Genomic DNA, 14,257 nt, shown 5'->3' on the forward strand with positions numbered 1-14,257 from the left:
TGCCAACTTTAAAAGTCCAGCTTAAATTCGGTGACTTGCTGATAAGGCGATGCCGGCGTTAGCACAATATCGCCATATTGCGCAAAACGTTCGGCGCCAGGTACCGCTTGGGCCTCTAGTGTAATCCCCCCATGGTTTTTCAATTGCGATTGGCGCATTGGCAGATTGTAATCTGTACCAAAATTACCCGTAAAGACAACCACTGCCGGCGCCGTTGTGGTCATGGCAACGCGCACCAAACCATCTGGTGATAGCAGTTCGGCTTGTGGTGCTCCCTGCGTGTCTTGTAACAAAAATGGATGATCAAGGCCATGACCAACGCGTTGATGCTGCTCATCTGTGCTCTCAATCGTCGTGCGAACTGGTTTTGCCTCACGAAAATCAAAACCTGTGCCAGCCACTGACTGTATTTCCCCAGTCGTTAAGTTCTTATCACCAATGGGCGCAAAGAAATCAGCGGCAACCTTGAGCTGATGCGCTGCAACGCTTTGCGTCGGATCACCCGTCAAGTTAAAGTAGACATGGTTCGTTGGATTAAAGAGTGTTGGCGCATCAGTCGTAGCGTCATATGTTAACCGCCACACGTTATCATTATCCAAAGCATAGGTCACGTTAACGGTGACTTGGCCAGGAAAACCATTTTCCCCGTCTTCACTGACATACGTAAACACAACCCTTGCATCTGTTGCTGTCACCTGTGGTGCAGCTTGCCAATAACGTTGATCGAAGCCGATCACGCCACTATGCAAATTACTATCGTTTTCATTGGCTTCAAACTGGTAGTCGACACCATCGTTTTGCCAATGTGATCCAGCGATACGACCAGCAACACGGCCAATTGTAGCCCCAATAAAGGTATCCTTTTGTTGGTATTCTTCCGCACTGTCAAAACCTAATACCAACTCACGTTCGCCTGTCGCAAGTGGGACGCGCAAACTCACAATTCGCGCGCCAAAATCCGTGACACTCAAGGCCACACCCTGGTCGTTGACTAGGGTGTAGCATGTTGCTTGCTCACCAAACGGTTGTGTTAAAATTTCCATCATAATTTTCCTTTCAAGTTTTTAATCTGATACTTGTGCATTTTGGGCGACAGCCCGTAAGAAACGTGCCAAACCGGCTTCTCCGGCTGCGTCATGTTTATAGACACCCGCATCTTCTAAGACCCGCTCAAAGATGTGCCCGACACTGTCATTAATGACGTCGGTGACATTATCAGGGGTAATTGTTGTGTTGACACGCAATGTTTCAGCCCACAATTGATGCTTTGGTGCCACCTGGTCGACTTGGCCTAATAAGTAAGCCTTGACGACCTCAAGTTCGGTCTTTAACCTTGGTGGTAAAATAGCTAAGCCCATGACTTCAATTAAGCCAATATTTTCTTGTTTAATATGTTGGACATCGACGTGGGGATGGAAAATACCATCAGGGTACGTCTCCGATACGTTATTATCCCGCAACACTAAGTCGAGTTCGTAACGCCCGTCCCGATAGCGCGCAATTGGCGTCACCGTATGATGGCGTTCACCCTGCGCATCAAAGGCGCGAATGTCTAACTCAGGATCGCTATAATGGGCCCACGTTGTCATAATTTGTTGGGCAGCTTGTAGCAGGTTGGCTTGGTCTTCATCGGCCAAACGAATCACCGTCATTGGCCAATTTAACACGCCAGCCGACGCAACTTGACTACCTGGCAACGTAATTGGTGTCTTAATCGTAGCCTTAGCCATTGGCAAGTCGTAGCGCCCAGCCTGGAAATGATCATGGGTTAGAATGGAGCCGCCGACAATGGGCAAGTCCGCATTGGAACCGATAAAATAATCCGGAAATAACGTCACAAACTCTAATAATTTCGCTAAATGGGCCACATCTACGCGCATTGGCCGAATCGTTTTTGAAAAAACAATCGCATGTTCGTTGAAATAGGCATACGGTGAATATTGGAAAAACCATGGTTCCCCACCCAAAGTTAGGGCCACCACCCGATGATTTGCCCGTGCTGGGTAATCTAACCGCCCCCAGTAACCTTCATTATCATGAGATAATTGCGAAACTGGATAATTGACAGGCGTATTTTTTTGAGCCTGCAACGCTGCCGCAATCATCTTAGGATCTTTTTCTGGTTTCGACAAATTAATCGTGATTTGTAACGCGCCATATTTTGTCGTGACCGGAAACGAGATATTTTGACCAATTTCACGCGTTTTAATGTAGTTACTGCGGCGTGATAATGCAAATAAGTAGTCCGTAGCGGCAGCGGGTGCACTAGCATATTTTTCCCAAAAAATCCGGTTCACTTCAGAAGGCCGTGGCACAAAAAGGGCCATTAATTGCGCCCCCAACATATCAGCGTTCATCTCACGACGCACCAATGTCACATTCGTGTCTGCCACACGAATTAAAGCATCCAGTAAAGTTAAGGTGTCCGCATCTTCCCAAGGGGTCAACGTCGTTGGTACTTGATATTCTGCCTCACCAAGCCAGCCCAGCACCTGATTAATTAAGTAGGTCTCATCTAGTTCGGTATAGTCGGTCTCAGCAATGACACGCTGGACAAAGACTGTGATTAAGCCATTCTGATTCATCGTGTCACCTCAAATTTCGCCAACCCAATGTGCACCCGTGCCAATGTTAGCCGCATAAAATGATGGCGCGTAACCCACCACCGCTTCATAGCGTTCACCAACTGTTTTTTCCAGTGTCGCGACTGCATCGCGATGTACTAAGGCAATCGCACAGCCACCAAAACCAGCACCAGTCATCCGTGCACCTAAGACACCCGGCACCTGTTGGGCAGTTTCAGCCAAAGTATCGAGTTCAATGCCTGTGACTTCATAATCTGCTTTTAGTGATTGGTGCGAGGCATTCATCAGTTGCCCAAAGCCAACCAAATCATTAGCCTGTAGGGCTTTCACAGCATCTTGCGTCCGTTCATTTTCATAAACCGCATGACGCGCACGACGGCGAACTGTTTCATCCGCAATCAATGCTGCATTTTGATCAAACGTCGCACGATCCAATTGCCCAAGGAATTGAATGTTGAGCTTTTGTTGTAAGTCAACGACCGCCGCTTGCGTTTCACGCACGCGTTCGTTATATTTTGAATCTGCTAACTCACGCCGTTTATTCGTATTCATAATGACAATGACGTGATCTCCTAAGTGTGTTAGGATCATCTCATAAATCATTGTATTCGTATCCAAATAAATAGCGTGATCAGCTTCGCCAAAACCAATCGCAAACTGATCCATAATGCCTGTATTAACGCCGACAAAATCATTTTCAGCACGTTGGCCACTCGCTACCAATTGTAATCTAGGCACCTTCAAGTCATATAACTTTTTGGCGACCACACCAATCAATAATTCGAGTGACGATGACGACGAGAGCCCTGAGCCATTGGGGATGTTGCCCGAAATGACCAATTCAAATCCCGTTTCAAACTGATTGCCATATCCACGTAAAGCTTGCAAAACCCCTTTGACAAAGTTGCCCCATGACCCATGTGGTAACTGGGTTTCATCGTTAATATCAAATGTGATGACCCCCACCTCGGGCATATTGGTCGAATACAACTTCACCAATTTATCCGTACGCTTACCCGCGACCCCATAAGTCCCTAAGGTAATTGCCGCCGGAAAAACGTGACCCCCATTATAATCCGTATGTTCACCAATTAAATTAATACGTCCTGGGGAGAAAAATTTGTCAGTTGGTTGTGTTTGAAATTGTGTGTGATAGACTGTTGCGAGTTCATCATAAATTGTTGTCATTTGTTTTTCCTTTCATCAACACTGACCTCAGACCACTACCATATGCTTATACTTGTTTAAAATAACGCACACGTGAGGTAAAGTCAGCTTGTGGCCACGGTGTATTGTAGAAGCCAACAGCCATCAGTTCATCCCCACCAAATACTTGACCAGTGGCCGGCTCAAAATAAGTCTTATCCGGCGCCAAATGGCTGAGCTTGGTGACATGAAGTGGTGGTTGCCCTTCTGATAGCACACGATACTGGAACAGCAGTGTTTCTGTTTTATCTGCACTGACAAATTGCCAAGCCACATCGTTGCTTTCAAAAGGTGACTGAATGCGATAGAAGTCCCCATACTGAATTAAGTCCCGATGCGTTTTGTAAAACGCCACTTGTTCACTGATTTGCGTTTTGTCGGTATCTGATAACTGGCTTAGATCGAGTTCGTAACCAAAGACACCCGCCATAGCAACATCCCCACGCATGGTCAAACTACTTTCACGACCGGTCTGATGGTTAGGCGAAGCTGATACATGCGCCGTCATACTTGAAATCGGATAGCTCAATGATGTCCCATACTGGATTTTTAACCGATCAACTGGGTCTGTATTATCTGACGCCCATGATTGTGGGAAATAATACAGCATGCCGGCATCAAAACGACCCCCGCCACCTGAGCAACCTTCAAATAGGATGTTTGGATAGGCTGTTGTGAGTCGTTCAGCTAACTGATACACCCCTAATACATAACGGTGAGCCACTTCGCCCTGTCGATCCGCTGGTAAGACTGCTGAATACACCTCGGTTAAATGGCGATTCATATCCCATTTAATATAGTCAAGCGGCACGTCGTCCAAAATGGCTGAAATTTGATCGTAAATGGCGTCCACAACTTCTTGGCGAGAAAAATCTAACACATGTTGATCCCGACTGGGCGTCATCGCGCGATTCGGGATTTGAATGGCATAATCTGGATGTGCACGATAAAGTTGTGAGTCCTTTGAGACCATTTCCGGCTCAATCCAAATCCCAAACTGCATGCCACGATCATGCACACGCTGAGAAATACCAGCTAACCCACCACCCGATTTGAGTTTGTCAGCGTATTCATACCAATCACCCAAGGAACTTGTATCCGCATCACGATGACCAAACCAACCATCGTCTAACACAAACATTTCAATACCTAGCGGTGCGGCTTGATCCACAATATGATCAATTTTTTCCGCATCAAAATTGAAATACGTGGCTTCCCAATTGTTAATGACAATGGGGCGCGGTGCATATTGGAAACGCCCGCGCGCAACACGTTCACGCAATAAGTGATGATACGCTTGCGACATCCCGTTTAAACCAGCCTCTGAATACACGAGTAAGGCTTCAGGTGCCTGAAACGCTTCATCTGGTAGCAATTGCCAACTAAACCCTTGTTCGTTAATGCCCGCTAGGACGCGTACCTGATCCACGTAATCTTTTTCCAGCGTAAATTGATGGTTCCCCGAATACACGAGCTGTACACCAATTGCTGTGCCACTATCTTCCGTCGTATCTGGCGCAACTAACGCGATAAACGGATTCATATGATGTGAGCTACCACCACGGTGACTGGCAAATGACGTGATGCCATGTGGCAAGCTTTTACGTTCCATCTGACGTTCGTTCAAATGTGCCCCATGTAGCGAAATAACTTCTAGTTGATTTTCAATGACGTCTAATTGTACTGATACCAGTTTTTCAACCTGTAGCTTTTGCGTGCCACGGTTAACGAGTTTCGCAGATCGCGCAATGACTGGTCGATCAGCAAAGATGGTATAAGACAAGAACAGTTCTGCATCTAACGTGGCATCAGCCAACCGGACAATTAACGTTTTGGCTTCTTCAGGTGCTAGGACGTATGCTTGTGGCAAATCCACTAAATCTGGCTTACCCGCTTGTATCTCATAATCGACGTAACGAAAATCGGTTGCTTGCGCACCATTTTCAGCACGAATCACGACAGCTGGTTGCCGAAAATCCCCCGTATCAAAGCCTGAAAACTCCTGCCGTAACGTGTCTTTCGAATACCCACGATCCAATTGGCCAGGATTACCAGCTGGATTTGGTGAAAAACCACGGTCTATTCTGGGATAACGCCGTTGGTCATGATACGTTGATATCTGCCGACCAAAGTAAAGATGACTTAAAATATCACCCGTATCAGCTTGAAAAAGATACGAGATTTGATCATTTTTAAGATGAAAAACCTTGTTTTCAGCGTCAAAAAAAATGCTTGCACTAGTCATTGTCTTCCTCCAGGAAACTTTTACTAAATTACAAGCATATAGTATCATTATTTTACTAAAATGTAAACGCTTACTTTTTCGTTGACGTGAGCGTTTCGCGGTAAATTAACCGACTAGGAATCGTTGTCCAAACTGCCCAATCCCGCTTATTTCGGGCCAATTCACAAGCTTGTACGAGCGCCTGTTGGCCTAATACTTCTGGTTTTAAGTCAACCGTTGTTAAAGCTGGTACCAAGTAGGCAGCCAATTCCAAATTATCAAAACTGACAATATCAATGTCTTTGCCTGGTTCAAGGCCACGCATTTTCAACGCATTGATGGCACCAATGGCAATTGGATCTGAAGCAACCAAGAGTGCATCAATGTTTGGCTCGTCATCTAATAATGCCACCGCCCCATGACTACCTGTCTCAACATGCCATCCCCCTGTATAAATATAGGGTGTTAACTGATGGGCTGCAATCCATTGTTGATACGCAGTTTCTCGTACGTCTGACGCAATCCCTTTGGTAGTCCCATCCAACTCAAATAACTCATTCGTCCCACCAATAAAACCAATATGACGGCGACCGGCAGTATAAAAATCATCCAGAATTTTCGCAGTGATATTGGCCATTTCCGGTTCAACCACATCAATATCATCATAATGTGCCTTGCTATCAACCAACACTAAGTGTGGATTCATTTGTTTAATCGTAAAAATGGCTTGTTGGGAAATATCCCCTAATATAATGATGGCATCATACGCCGCAATCGTTTGTTGCTCAATCCCTTGCGCCATGCGAATAACATCATCAATCACGACCCCCATCTGTCGCGCATGTTTTTCAATACTTAGGTAAATTTGTCGCCAGTAGGCATCCGTTGCCTCACGCGCTTCCGAAAAAACCGTGATCACGGCCACATGACAGACCGCTTTCATCGATGCGGCTTTGCTACGTTTAACGTACTTTAACTTGTTGGCAGTTTCTAATACCGCTTGCCGTGTCGCTGACGAAACGGACAAGGTCGCATCGTCATTTAAAATACGCGACACCGTACTCGACGAAACGCCGGCCGTCTCCGCAATTTGTTTTATAGTTACCATACGCGTTCTCCACTGTGTGCATCGCTGCACGAAAATATCGTTATCATCTATTCTACTACAAAAAATTATTACTACTATATTTTACTAAAATTTTAGTAAAAGTCTTGTCTTTTGATTTGAAAGCGCTTACAATGTTTGTGTTAGCTGATATTAAAAAGGAGAACGAGCTATGCCTTCTAACAAACATACTATGTCATCACGTCTATCTTATGCCTTTGGTGCATTTGGTAACGATGTCTTCTTTGCGACATTATCGACGTACTTCATCATGTTCGTCACGACACATTTGTTTAACACCGGTAATTCCGCTGAAAATGACCGGATGATTAGTTATATCACCCTGATTATTTTCGTCCTGCGTTTCGTGGAATTAATTATTGATCCATTTATTGGTAATGCGATTGATAATACTGTGACGCGTTGGGGAAAGTTTAAACCCTGGGTCGTCGTCGGTGGTACCATCGGTTCCATTGCCCTCATCATTTTGTTTACAAATATGGGCGGTATCAATAAGAGCAATCCGGTTTTGTACCTCTTGCTCTTTGGCTTCGTGTATATCACAATGGATATCTTCTACTCATTTAAGGATATCGGCTTCTGGTCAATGATTCCCGCATTGACCTTGAATTCACGTGAACGTGAAAAAACGGCAACACTTGCCCGTATCGGCTCAACTATCGGCGGTAACTTGGTCGGCGTTGTGGTGATGCCACTGGTACTGTTCTTTTCGATGAAAAGCAATGGCGGTACTGGTGACTCAAGAGGTTGGTTCTGGTTTGCTGTGATTGTTGCAACTGTTGCTTGGATCAGTTCAATTGTTGTTGGTCTGGGTACCAAAGAAATCGATTCAACCTTACGTCAAAATAAAGAACGTACCACATTCAAGCAGGTCTTTCATATTTTGACGCACAATGATCAGTTGATGTGGATTGCTTTAGCATATGGACTCTATACAACGGGTGTTACCCTTGTCAATTCGTTAGAACTCTACTATTTCACGTTTATCCTCGGTAACTCTAGTGCCTTCTCAATCTTAGCCGGCTTAAATATTTTAACTGGCTTGGTGGCTGTTGCCCTATTCCCAACCCTGTCTGATAAACTGAATCGCCGTAAGCTATTCTTCTGGTGTATCGCCATCATGCTTTCCGGCATCATCCTATTTTCCTTTGCTGGCGGCTCACTAACCCTTGTATTGATTGCGGCGGAATTGTTTGCTTTGCCACAACCCCTCGTTTTCTTGGTTATCTTGATGCTCATTTCTGATTCTGTTGAATATGGTCAATTGAAACTCAACCATCGAGATGAATCTTTGACGCTTTCAGTTCGACCTTTATTAGATAAATTAGCCGGTGCGATTTCAAACGGTGCGGTTGGTTTGACTGCGGTGGCTGCCGGTATGACGACTGGTGCAACTGCCAGCTCTATCACCCCTTCTGGCCAACTCACGTTTAAAATCATTATGTTTGGCCTACCATTTATCATTGTTTCAATTGGTGCATTCGTCTTTTATCGCCGTGTCACGTTAACGGAAGACAAACATGCCGAAATTGTTGATCAACTTGAAAAGACTTGGGGCCAAAAGTTTGAAAATAGTCAGTCAGATCTCACTGATTTGAATCAAACACATACACAATACTATGCGCCAATTGCTGGTACGTTAGAACCTTTGGCAACCGTCTCGGATCCTGCCTTTGCTTCGGGTGCGCTTGGTGAAGGATTTGCCATTAAGCCAACCGATGGCCGCGTTTATGCGCCATTTGATGGCGTGATTCGTTCAACCTTCTCAACGCGTCATGCGGTCGGTATTGAATCTGATTCAGGTGTTGTGACGTTAATCCATATTGGTGTTAACACCGTATCCATGCAAGGTACCGGATTCATTACTTACTTTGATAAAGGCCAGCGCGTGAAGAGGGGTGACTTACTCATCGAATTCTGGGACAAAGCGATTCAGGATGCACAGCTTGATGACACGGTGATGGTAACGATCACTAATGCCAACGCCTTACCACAATTAACCTTTAAAAAGGCCTTTGGGTCACAAGTTTCCAAAAACGATATCTTATTAGAATTTAATGATTAACGCAATCAAAAACGCGTAGTTGATACAGTGACAAACTGTACCAACTACGCGTTTTTATATTTTATTCACCAGCCGTTATTTTTATCCCAATAATGGCAACAATGAGTAGCCCAATAAAAAACCAGGTCACTGGCGGGAATTGATCCCGAAACAGCACAACCCCCATCACAACAGACCCCACGGCACCAATTCCTGTCCAAATTGGATAGGCTAAACTAAAGGGCAGTTGTTTCACGGCTTGGATTAAAAACGCCATGCTGGCAATAAGCCCAATAATTGTCACAATTACCCAGCCAACTTTCGTGAAGCCTTGACTTAATTTCATCGTCGTCGCCCACAAAATTTCTGATAAGCCGGCTAACAATAGATATACCCATGACATATTTTTATCTCCTCAATCATGCTGCACTTGGATTAGTCGACAATTTATAACTGACTTAGCCAACGTTATATCCTAACTGTCAGTCTACCATGGTTATCTAACCGAGACAATATTTCCGCCACATAGCAAAAACGTCTGGTACTAGTCCAAACGTTAAAAATTCAGGCATGATGCAATATCTTTTCCATATTGTACCATTGCTCACCGGCATGAGTAGATTGTGATGGGCCGAGATTAGTAAAGCCGTTTTTTTCATAGAAAGGAATACGATCAGCCAAACACGTTAAAGCGATGGTTTCACGCCCAGCTGCTTGCGCCCGCGTTGTTAATTGTGACAATAATTGACTTCCTAAACCAAGACCACGGGCAGCTTGGTGAACTGCGACCGTTAGTACGGTCTGATAGCCTCCTTGGGCAATATTTTTCGGATTTTCTTCATACATCCAGTCTTCAACAAAACGTTGATTGACTGCTGGTCCACAAATAAAACCGAGAACATCTGCCTGTTCATCTTCAGCCACAATAAATGTTTCTGGGAAATTAGCAATTCTATCAAGATATTGGTCTCTCGTTCCCGCCTCATCTTGGTTAAAGCCTTGATTTTCAATTGTCAAAATCATCTCAATATCTTCGTGTGTCGCATTTCTAAACTGCATATGTGAACAACCTATTCGCCCTTTCAATTACGATTATTATAGCAAACTAGATACTTTTTGTATGCCCTATCATGGATTAAGAACAGTATGTGACACATGTTAAACATCAATCATCACATCCCCCCACTGGATAACTAAAGGATCATGGGTGGCAACAATCATGATGGTCTGGTCATTAATCAAACGATCAAGTACCTGATATAAAATTGCTGTCGCAGTATCGTAATCTAATGCAGCTGTTGGCTCATCAATCAAAATAATGCGTGGTTTCTTTAGTATTAAGCGGGCTATTGCAACACGTTGTTGCTCACCACCAGATAATTCATAGATATGCTTTTTCAAATAGTTTTTAGATAAGTCCACAGCTTCTAATGCCTGTCTCATCTCTTGCGTATCTTGCTTTTGAATACGATGTCGAAAAACAAGCGCCAAATTATCAAAAACTGTTTGATCTTCTAACAACGCATAATTTTGAAATAGGTAGCCCAAATAGTCTCGATAATACTGACTTTTTTTGATTGTTTTCAGATTACCATCATCATACGTTATGATGCCATGATAATCGTCATCAAAACGTGCAATCATATTCAAAATTGTTGATTTCCCCGCTCCAGAGCGCCCGCGTAAAATATATTTCATACCAGGTTGAAACACAACTGATAAATTATCAATAATTTGATGTTTGCCAAACCGCTTACTCACATTTTTCAAAACTAGCGTCATAACTCTCCCTTAAGTATTAAATAACTTTGCCTTTCATTCACCATAATGCGGTACGTGAAAAACAATAACAGACAACTCATGACAAAAACAACGGTTATCAAGACGCTAGGCTTTGAAGTTGCGTACAGGATGCCTGGTAACAACGCACACGATAGCATGAGATAAATGTGACGATACCGATTAATAAATGATATGCCATAAACTTGTTTCACAAATAATGAACGACGATACGCCATAAATATGATGCAAATCGTAAACAAACCACACAATAGCACTACTAAAATTGCCAGTATCAAACTACCCAATAAGACATTTTTACGCAGTAAGTAGGTTTGTTTCAAGGTTGCCCGCAGTTTGTTCGTACTACTAACGTCTTGAATATTCGGCCCTAAAACCGTCATAACTTGGTTCTTATTTTCCTCAGAAGCCAAGTTAACCATCACGTTGCGTTGTGACAACCATGACAACAAATTCTGCACAATCAGTTGACTTGGTTTTTCTCTCGCAACTGTCTCACTGTTATCTAAATGCGCTAATGCATCACGCTGTACAGCATGAAAATTTATCACCAGTATATGTTTTGGTTTTTGGTAGGCAAATGACTGCTCCTGCGTCGCATTAAGAAAAACATAGGTTGACGTCGGTTGCATTTTCTTGATCACGATATTTTCGGCGTCAATGCCATTCGGTATTGCATAATTTTGCTGTATTTGTGTTGTCGATAAATTTTCTGTCGTCAATAACGTTACGGGTGCATGAAAATCATCTGCTGTTAACTGTCTTCCGGTAACTGATCGTACCTGTTGATACTTAAAATAAGTGGGATTTACATAAATATCACGTGCGTAAGGTTGGTCGCGTCCCAAGGTTATTTTTGGTCCTTGGAATGGTGCAAACATGCTCATTAACAGTTGTGATTCATCTATCTGATTCAGCAATAAGTGACTCGTTTTTATCTGCACATCATCTTGTTTGGACATTGTGTGCATGGTTAAAACTGAAAAATGAGCTATTTGCTCCCACTTTTGTTGCCCTTGTCGCATTAAATTAATTTGTCGATTCTCTTTTTGCGCCAAATCTAATGTTGTCACAAAATTCATAAATGTGAGTGCCAAAATGATACAAGATACGATTGGGATCAAGATTTGCTTCCCACGTCCTTTCAGAACCGCTACGAGTTGCCCACGATTGAACAAAATCGTTAAGATAAGCGTACTAACAGCAACAGCACCAAAAAATAGTAACAATATCACGTTAACGATGATTAATTCATAAGTAAGCATCTCCGGTAACAACAACCATAAAACACCAACAACAATAGGCAACCCAACGAGATAAGTATAAACATAGACTTTTATGTTAGACCACCAAATCGTCAATACGGTAATCCCTTTGGTTTGTCCCTTTAAAAGTTGTTGTATCACAAATTGCCGTCGTTGTTTAAAAATAATGAAACTATTCAGTATCACAATGACTAAGAGTATCATCACTAACAAGACATCTAGTCGTGAAACAGCCAATTGTCCTGTGAGATCTGCTACCACTGCTGACAAAGCTGTTGGATTATACACCATAAATTGAATATTGTTTTTAGACAAAAATGCCAAAAATGCTTGATGGTTACCTTTTCCAAACACACCGTAATCAGACAACACATCGCGATCTGCAATATTTTTTCGAGTTTCAATACTACCGACTGGTATCCCAATCATGTGTTGTTTTTGATGCCCAAGTATATAACTTTTCGGGATGATTTTGCCATCAATTTTCGGATATACACGTTTAATAATCACTAAATCATGGGTATCTGCATACGCGGCAATCGCTTGATTCAACGTGGCAGTGCGTAAATCACTACTATTATTCACAATTGAAATATTTGTCGGTGTGCCAAAATAGGCTGCGTCTTTCGCATACAACATGGCGGCCGTCACAGATATCACACTAACGAGGAAAATAAAGATAATATAAACACTATTTCTTAATTGACGTAAACGTTTCATCCGCGCTTAACCACATCAACTAGCACAACCTTTTTAAACTTATTCATTAAAGTAACACCTCTTCTATCTAACGGTGTTTGTTAACAACCGTTATCAACATGATAAACAATACCGTGTCGTTTTTTGTCAATAATATCTTCAATTTAATCCTTGAAATTATTTATTGACATTGTAATAAATAAATGTTATGTATTTTTATCACCACTGGCTGTTTCTCTTCGCGCCGTATGCTATACTGTGAACATTAATCAAACGGAGTGTATGTGATGATCATTCGAATTGCCACCAAAAATGATGCCCAACAGTTACTTGATATTTATGCCCCTTACGTATTGGATAGTACCTTTACTTTTGAGTATGATATCCCCAGCCTGCAAACCTTTGAACAGCGCATCACGACAACACTACAGACTCACCCCTATCTTGTTGCTGAAGATAATAACAAGATTTTAGGTTATGCCTATGCGCACCCCTTAAACGAACGCGAAGCTTATCAATGGACAGCTGAACTGAGCGTCTATGTGAGTGCCGAAGCAAAAGGTCGTGGGGTTGGCAAGCAGCTTTATCAGGCACTGGAACAACACCTGAAGCAGCAAAATATTATCCAAACTATCGCTGTCATTACTGCTGAAAATACACGTAGTATTGCTTTTCATGAACATTTTGGGTATCACCAAGTGGGCCAACTAACACAAGTTGGTTTTAAACATGGTAAATGGCTTGATGTTGCCTGGTTACAAAAATCCTTAGCAACACCAACCGATACGCCCGCACCGTTTATACCTTTTTCACAATTAACGTCTCGTGCTTAAACAAAAAGCCCAACAGGCTAAACTGCCTGTTGGGCTTTTTTAAATTTATTGATCAATTTCTTTTTCGCTATCGGCTTTGTAGTCATCGGCTGCTTCTTTAACAGCATCCTTAACGTCTTCTTTAACATCTGACACGGCATCTTTCACCTTGCCAAGTACGCCTTGGGCTTTACCCTCTGCTTCACGTACCTTATCTCCGGTAAGCTTACCTTCTACTTCTTTCACCTTACCAACAACTTGGTCCTTGGCGCTATCAAACTTTTCTTCAACTGACATGAACATGTTCTCCTTGAGTTTTATTTGATGGTACCCCTCTATTTTATCATAAATTTGCCATTTATAAAAATTGCGGGCCTAATCGCTATGATCAAACGGTTATGTTGTCTTTAATCATGCTCAAACTAAAATAGATATACAATTTTCAGCAAATATCTTATAATAATTCTTATAAATGTTCCTTAAAAAAGGACCATTC

The 14,257-nt window shown here is 42.8% G+C and carries 12 protein-coding genes; 2 read left to right on the plus strand and 10 right to left on the minus strand.

Annotation, left to right across the window (positions count from 1 at the left end):
• Positions 1-8 precede the first annotated feature (8 nt).
• The 5 genes from FGL80_RS00905 to FGL80_RS00925 form a co-directional block, all read right to left on the minus strand.
• The gene (locus FGL80_RS00905; RefSeq protein WP_244297939.1) at positions 9-1,046 is read right to left on the minus strand and encodes an aldose epimerase family protein; all 1,038 of its coding nucleotides are present in this window, start codon (positions 1,044-1,046) and stop codon (positions 9-11) included.
• Positions 1,047-1,064: 18 nt separating this feature from the next.
• On the minus strand, positions 1,065-2,585 hold the full coding sequence (locus FGL80_RS00910; RefSeq protein WP_147001698.1) for a UDP-glucose--hexose-1-phosphate uridylyltransferase: 1,521 nt from the start codon (positions 2,583-2,585) through the stop codon (positions 1,065-1,067).
• Between the two features lie 9 nt (positions 2,586-2,594).
• Positions 2,595-3,773, minus strand: coding sequence for a galactokinase (locus tag FGL80_RS00915; RefSeq protein ID WP_147001699.1), 1,179 nt, complete (start codon positions 3,771-3,773; stop codon positions 2,595-2,597).
• A 46-nt stretch (positions 3,774-3,819) separates the two neighbouring features.
• On the minus strand, positions 3,820-6,036 hold the full coding sequence (locus FGL80_RS00920) for an alpha-galactosidase (protein ID WP_147001700.1): 2,217 nt from the start codon (positions 6,034-6,036) through the stop codon (positions 3,820-3,822).
• Between the two features lie 70 nt (positions 6,037-6,106).
• Positions 6,107-7,123: a LacI family DNA-binding transcriptional regulator gene (locus FGL80_RS00925; RefSeq protein ID WP_147001701.1), complete on the minus strand. Its 1,017-nt coding sequence runs from the start codon at positions 7,121-7,123 to the stop codon at positions 6,107-6,109.
• Positions 7,124-7,292: 169 nt separating this feature from the next.
• Here FGL80_RS00925 and FGL80_RS00930 point away from each other — a divergent pair, with 169 nt between their 5' ends.
• Positions 7,293-9,206 carry a sugar MFS transporter gene (locus FGL80_RS00930; RefSeq protein WP_147001702.1) on the plus strand — a complete coding sequence of 638 codons (1,914 nt, stop codon included), beginning with the start codon at positions 7,293-7,295 and terminating at the stop codon, positions 9,204-9,206.
• A 61-nt stretch (positions 9,207-9,267) separates the two neighbouring features.
• Here FGL80_RS00930 and FGL80_RS00935 read toward each other — a convergent pair whose 3' ends face one another.
• The 4 genes from FGL80_RS00935 to FGL80_RS00950 all read right to left on the minus strand — a co-directional run bounded on the left by FGL80_RS00935 (position 9,268) and on the right by FGL80_RS00950 (position 12,970).
• Positions 9,268-9,588, minus strand: a complete 321-nt coding sequence (locus FGL80_RS00935; protein WP_010002201.1) for a DMT family transporter — start codon at positions 9,586-9,588, stop codon at positions 9,268-9,270.
• Between the two features lie 161 nt (positions 9,589-9,749).
• On the minus strand, positions 9,750-10,244 hold the full coding sequence (locus FGL80_RS00940) for a GNAT family N-acetyltransferase (RefSeq protein ID WP_186737161.1): 495 nt from the start codon (positions 10,242-10,244) through the stop codon (positions 9,750-9,752).
• Positions 10,245-10,343: 99 nt separating this feature from the next.
• Positions 10,344-10,967, minus strand: coding sequence for an ATP-binding cassette domain-containing protein (locus tag FGL80_RS00945; RefSeq protein WP_147001703.1), 624 nt, complete (start codon positions 10,965-10,967; stop codon positions 10,344-10,346).
• Positions 10,964-12,970 (minus strand): hypothetical protein, encoded by a 2,007-nt coding sequence (locus FGL80_RS00950; RefSeq protein WP_147001704.1) that lies wholly within the window; start codon positions 12,968-12,970, stop codon positions 10,964-10,966. Before FGL80_RS00950 ends, FGL80_RS00945 begins: the two co-directional genes overlap by 4 nt.
• Before the next feature lie 266 nt (positions 12,971-13,236).
• Here FGL80_RS00950 and FGL80_RS00955 point away from each other — a divergent pair, with 266 nt between their 5' ends.
• On the plus strand, positions 13,237-13,782 hold the full coding sequence (locus tag FGL80_RS00955) for a GNAT family N-acetyltransferase (protein ID WP_147001705.1): 546 nt from the start codon (positions 13,237-13,239) through the stop codon (positions 13,780-13,782).
• 45 nt (positions 13,783-13,827) lie between these two features.
• Here FGL80_RS00955 and FGL80_RS00960 read toward each other — a convergent pair whose 3' ends face one another.
• Positions 13,828-14,058 carry a CsbD family protein gene (locus FGL80_RS00960; RefSeq protein ID WP_010001439.1) on the minus strand — a complete coding sequence of 77 codons (231 nt, stop codon included), beginning with the start codon at positions 14,056-14,058 and terminating at the stop codon, positions 13,828-13,830.
• Positions 14,059-14,257 lie beyond the last annotated feature (199 nt).

Origin of the sequence: Leuconostoc lactis (assembly GCF_007954625.1) — a bacterium.
Lineage (GTDB): Bacteria > Bacillota > Bacilli > Lactobacillales > Lactobacillaceae > Leuconostoc > Leuconostoc lactis_A.

Coding starts and splice junctions, on each gene's coding strand:
- FGL80_RS00905 (WP_244297939.1), bottom strand. CDS start 1,046: ATGATGGAAATTTTAACACAACCGTTTGGTGAGCAAGCAACATGCTAC.
- FGL80_RS00910 (WP_147001698.1), bottom strand. CDS start 2,585: ATGAATCAGAATGGCTTAATCACAGTCTTTGTCCAGCGTGTCATTGCT.
- FGL80_RS00915 (WP_147001699.1), bottom strand. CDS start 3,773: ATGACAACAATTTATGATGAACTCGCAACAGTCTATCACACACAATTT.
- FGL80_RS00920 (WP_147001700.1), bottom strand. CDS start 6,036: ATGACTAGTGCAAGCATTTTTTTTGACGCTGAAAACAAGGTTTTTCAT.
- FGL80_RS00925 (WP_147001701.1), bottom strand. CDS start 7,123: ATGGTAACTATAAAACAAATTGCGGAGACGGCCGGCGTTTCGTCGAGT.
- FGL80_RS00930 (WP_147001702.1), top strand. CDS start 7,293: ATGCCTTCTAACAAACATACTATGTCATCACGTCTATCTTATGCCTTT.
- FGL80_RS00935 (WP_010002201.1), bottom strand. CDS start 9,588: ATGTCATGGGTATATCTATTGTTAGCCGGCTTATCAGAAATTTTGTGG.
- FGL80_RS00940 (WP_186737161.1), bottom strand. CDS start 10,244: ATGCAGTTTAGAAATGCGACACACGAAGATATTGAGATGATTTTGACA.
- FGL80_RS00945 (WP_147001703.1), bottom strand. CDS start 10,967: ATGACGCTAGTTTTGAAAAATGTGAGTAAGCGGTTTGGCAAACATCAA.
- FGL80_RS00950 (WP_147001704.1), bottom strand. CDS start 12,970: ATGAAACGTTTACGTCAATTAAGAAATAGTGTTTATATTATCTTTATT.
- FGL80_RS00955 (WP_147001705.1), top strand. CDS start 13,237: ATGATCATTCGAATTGCCACCAAAAATGATGCCCAACAGTTACTTGAT.
- FGL80_RS00960 (WP_010001439.1), bottom strand. CDS start 14,058: ATGTCAGTTGAAGAAAAGTTTGATAGCGCCAAGGACCAAGTTGTTGGT.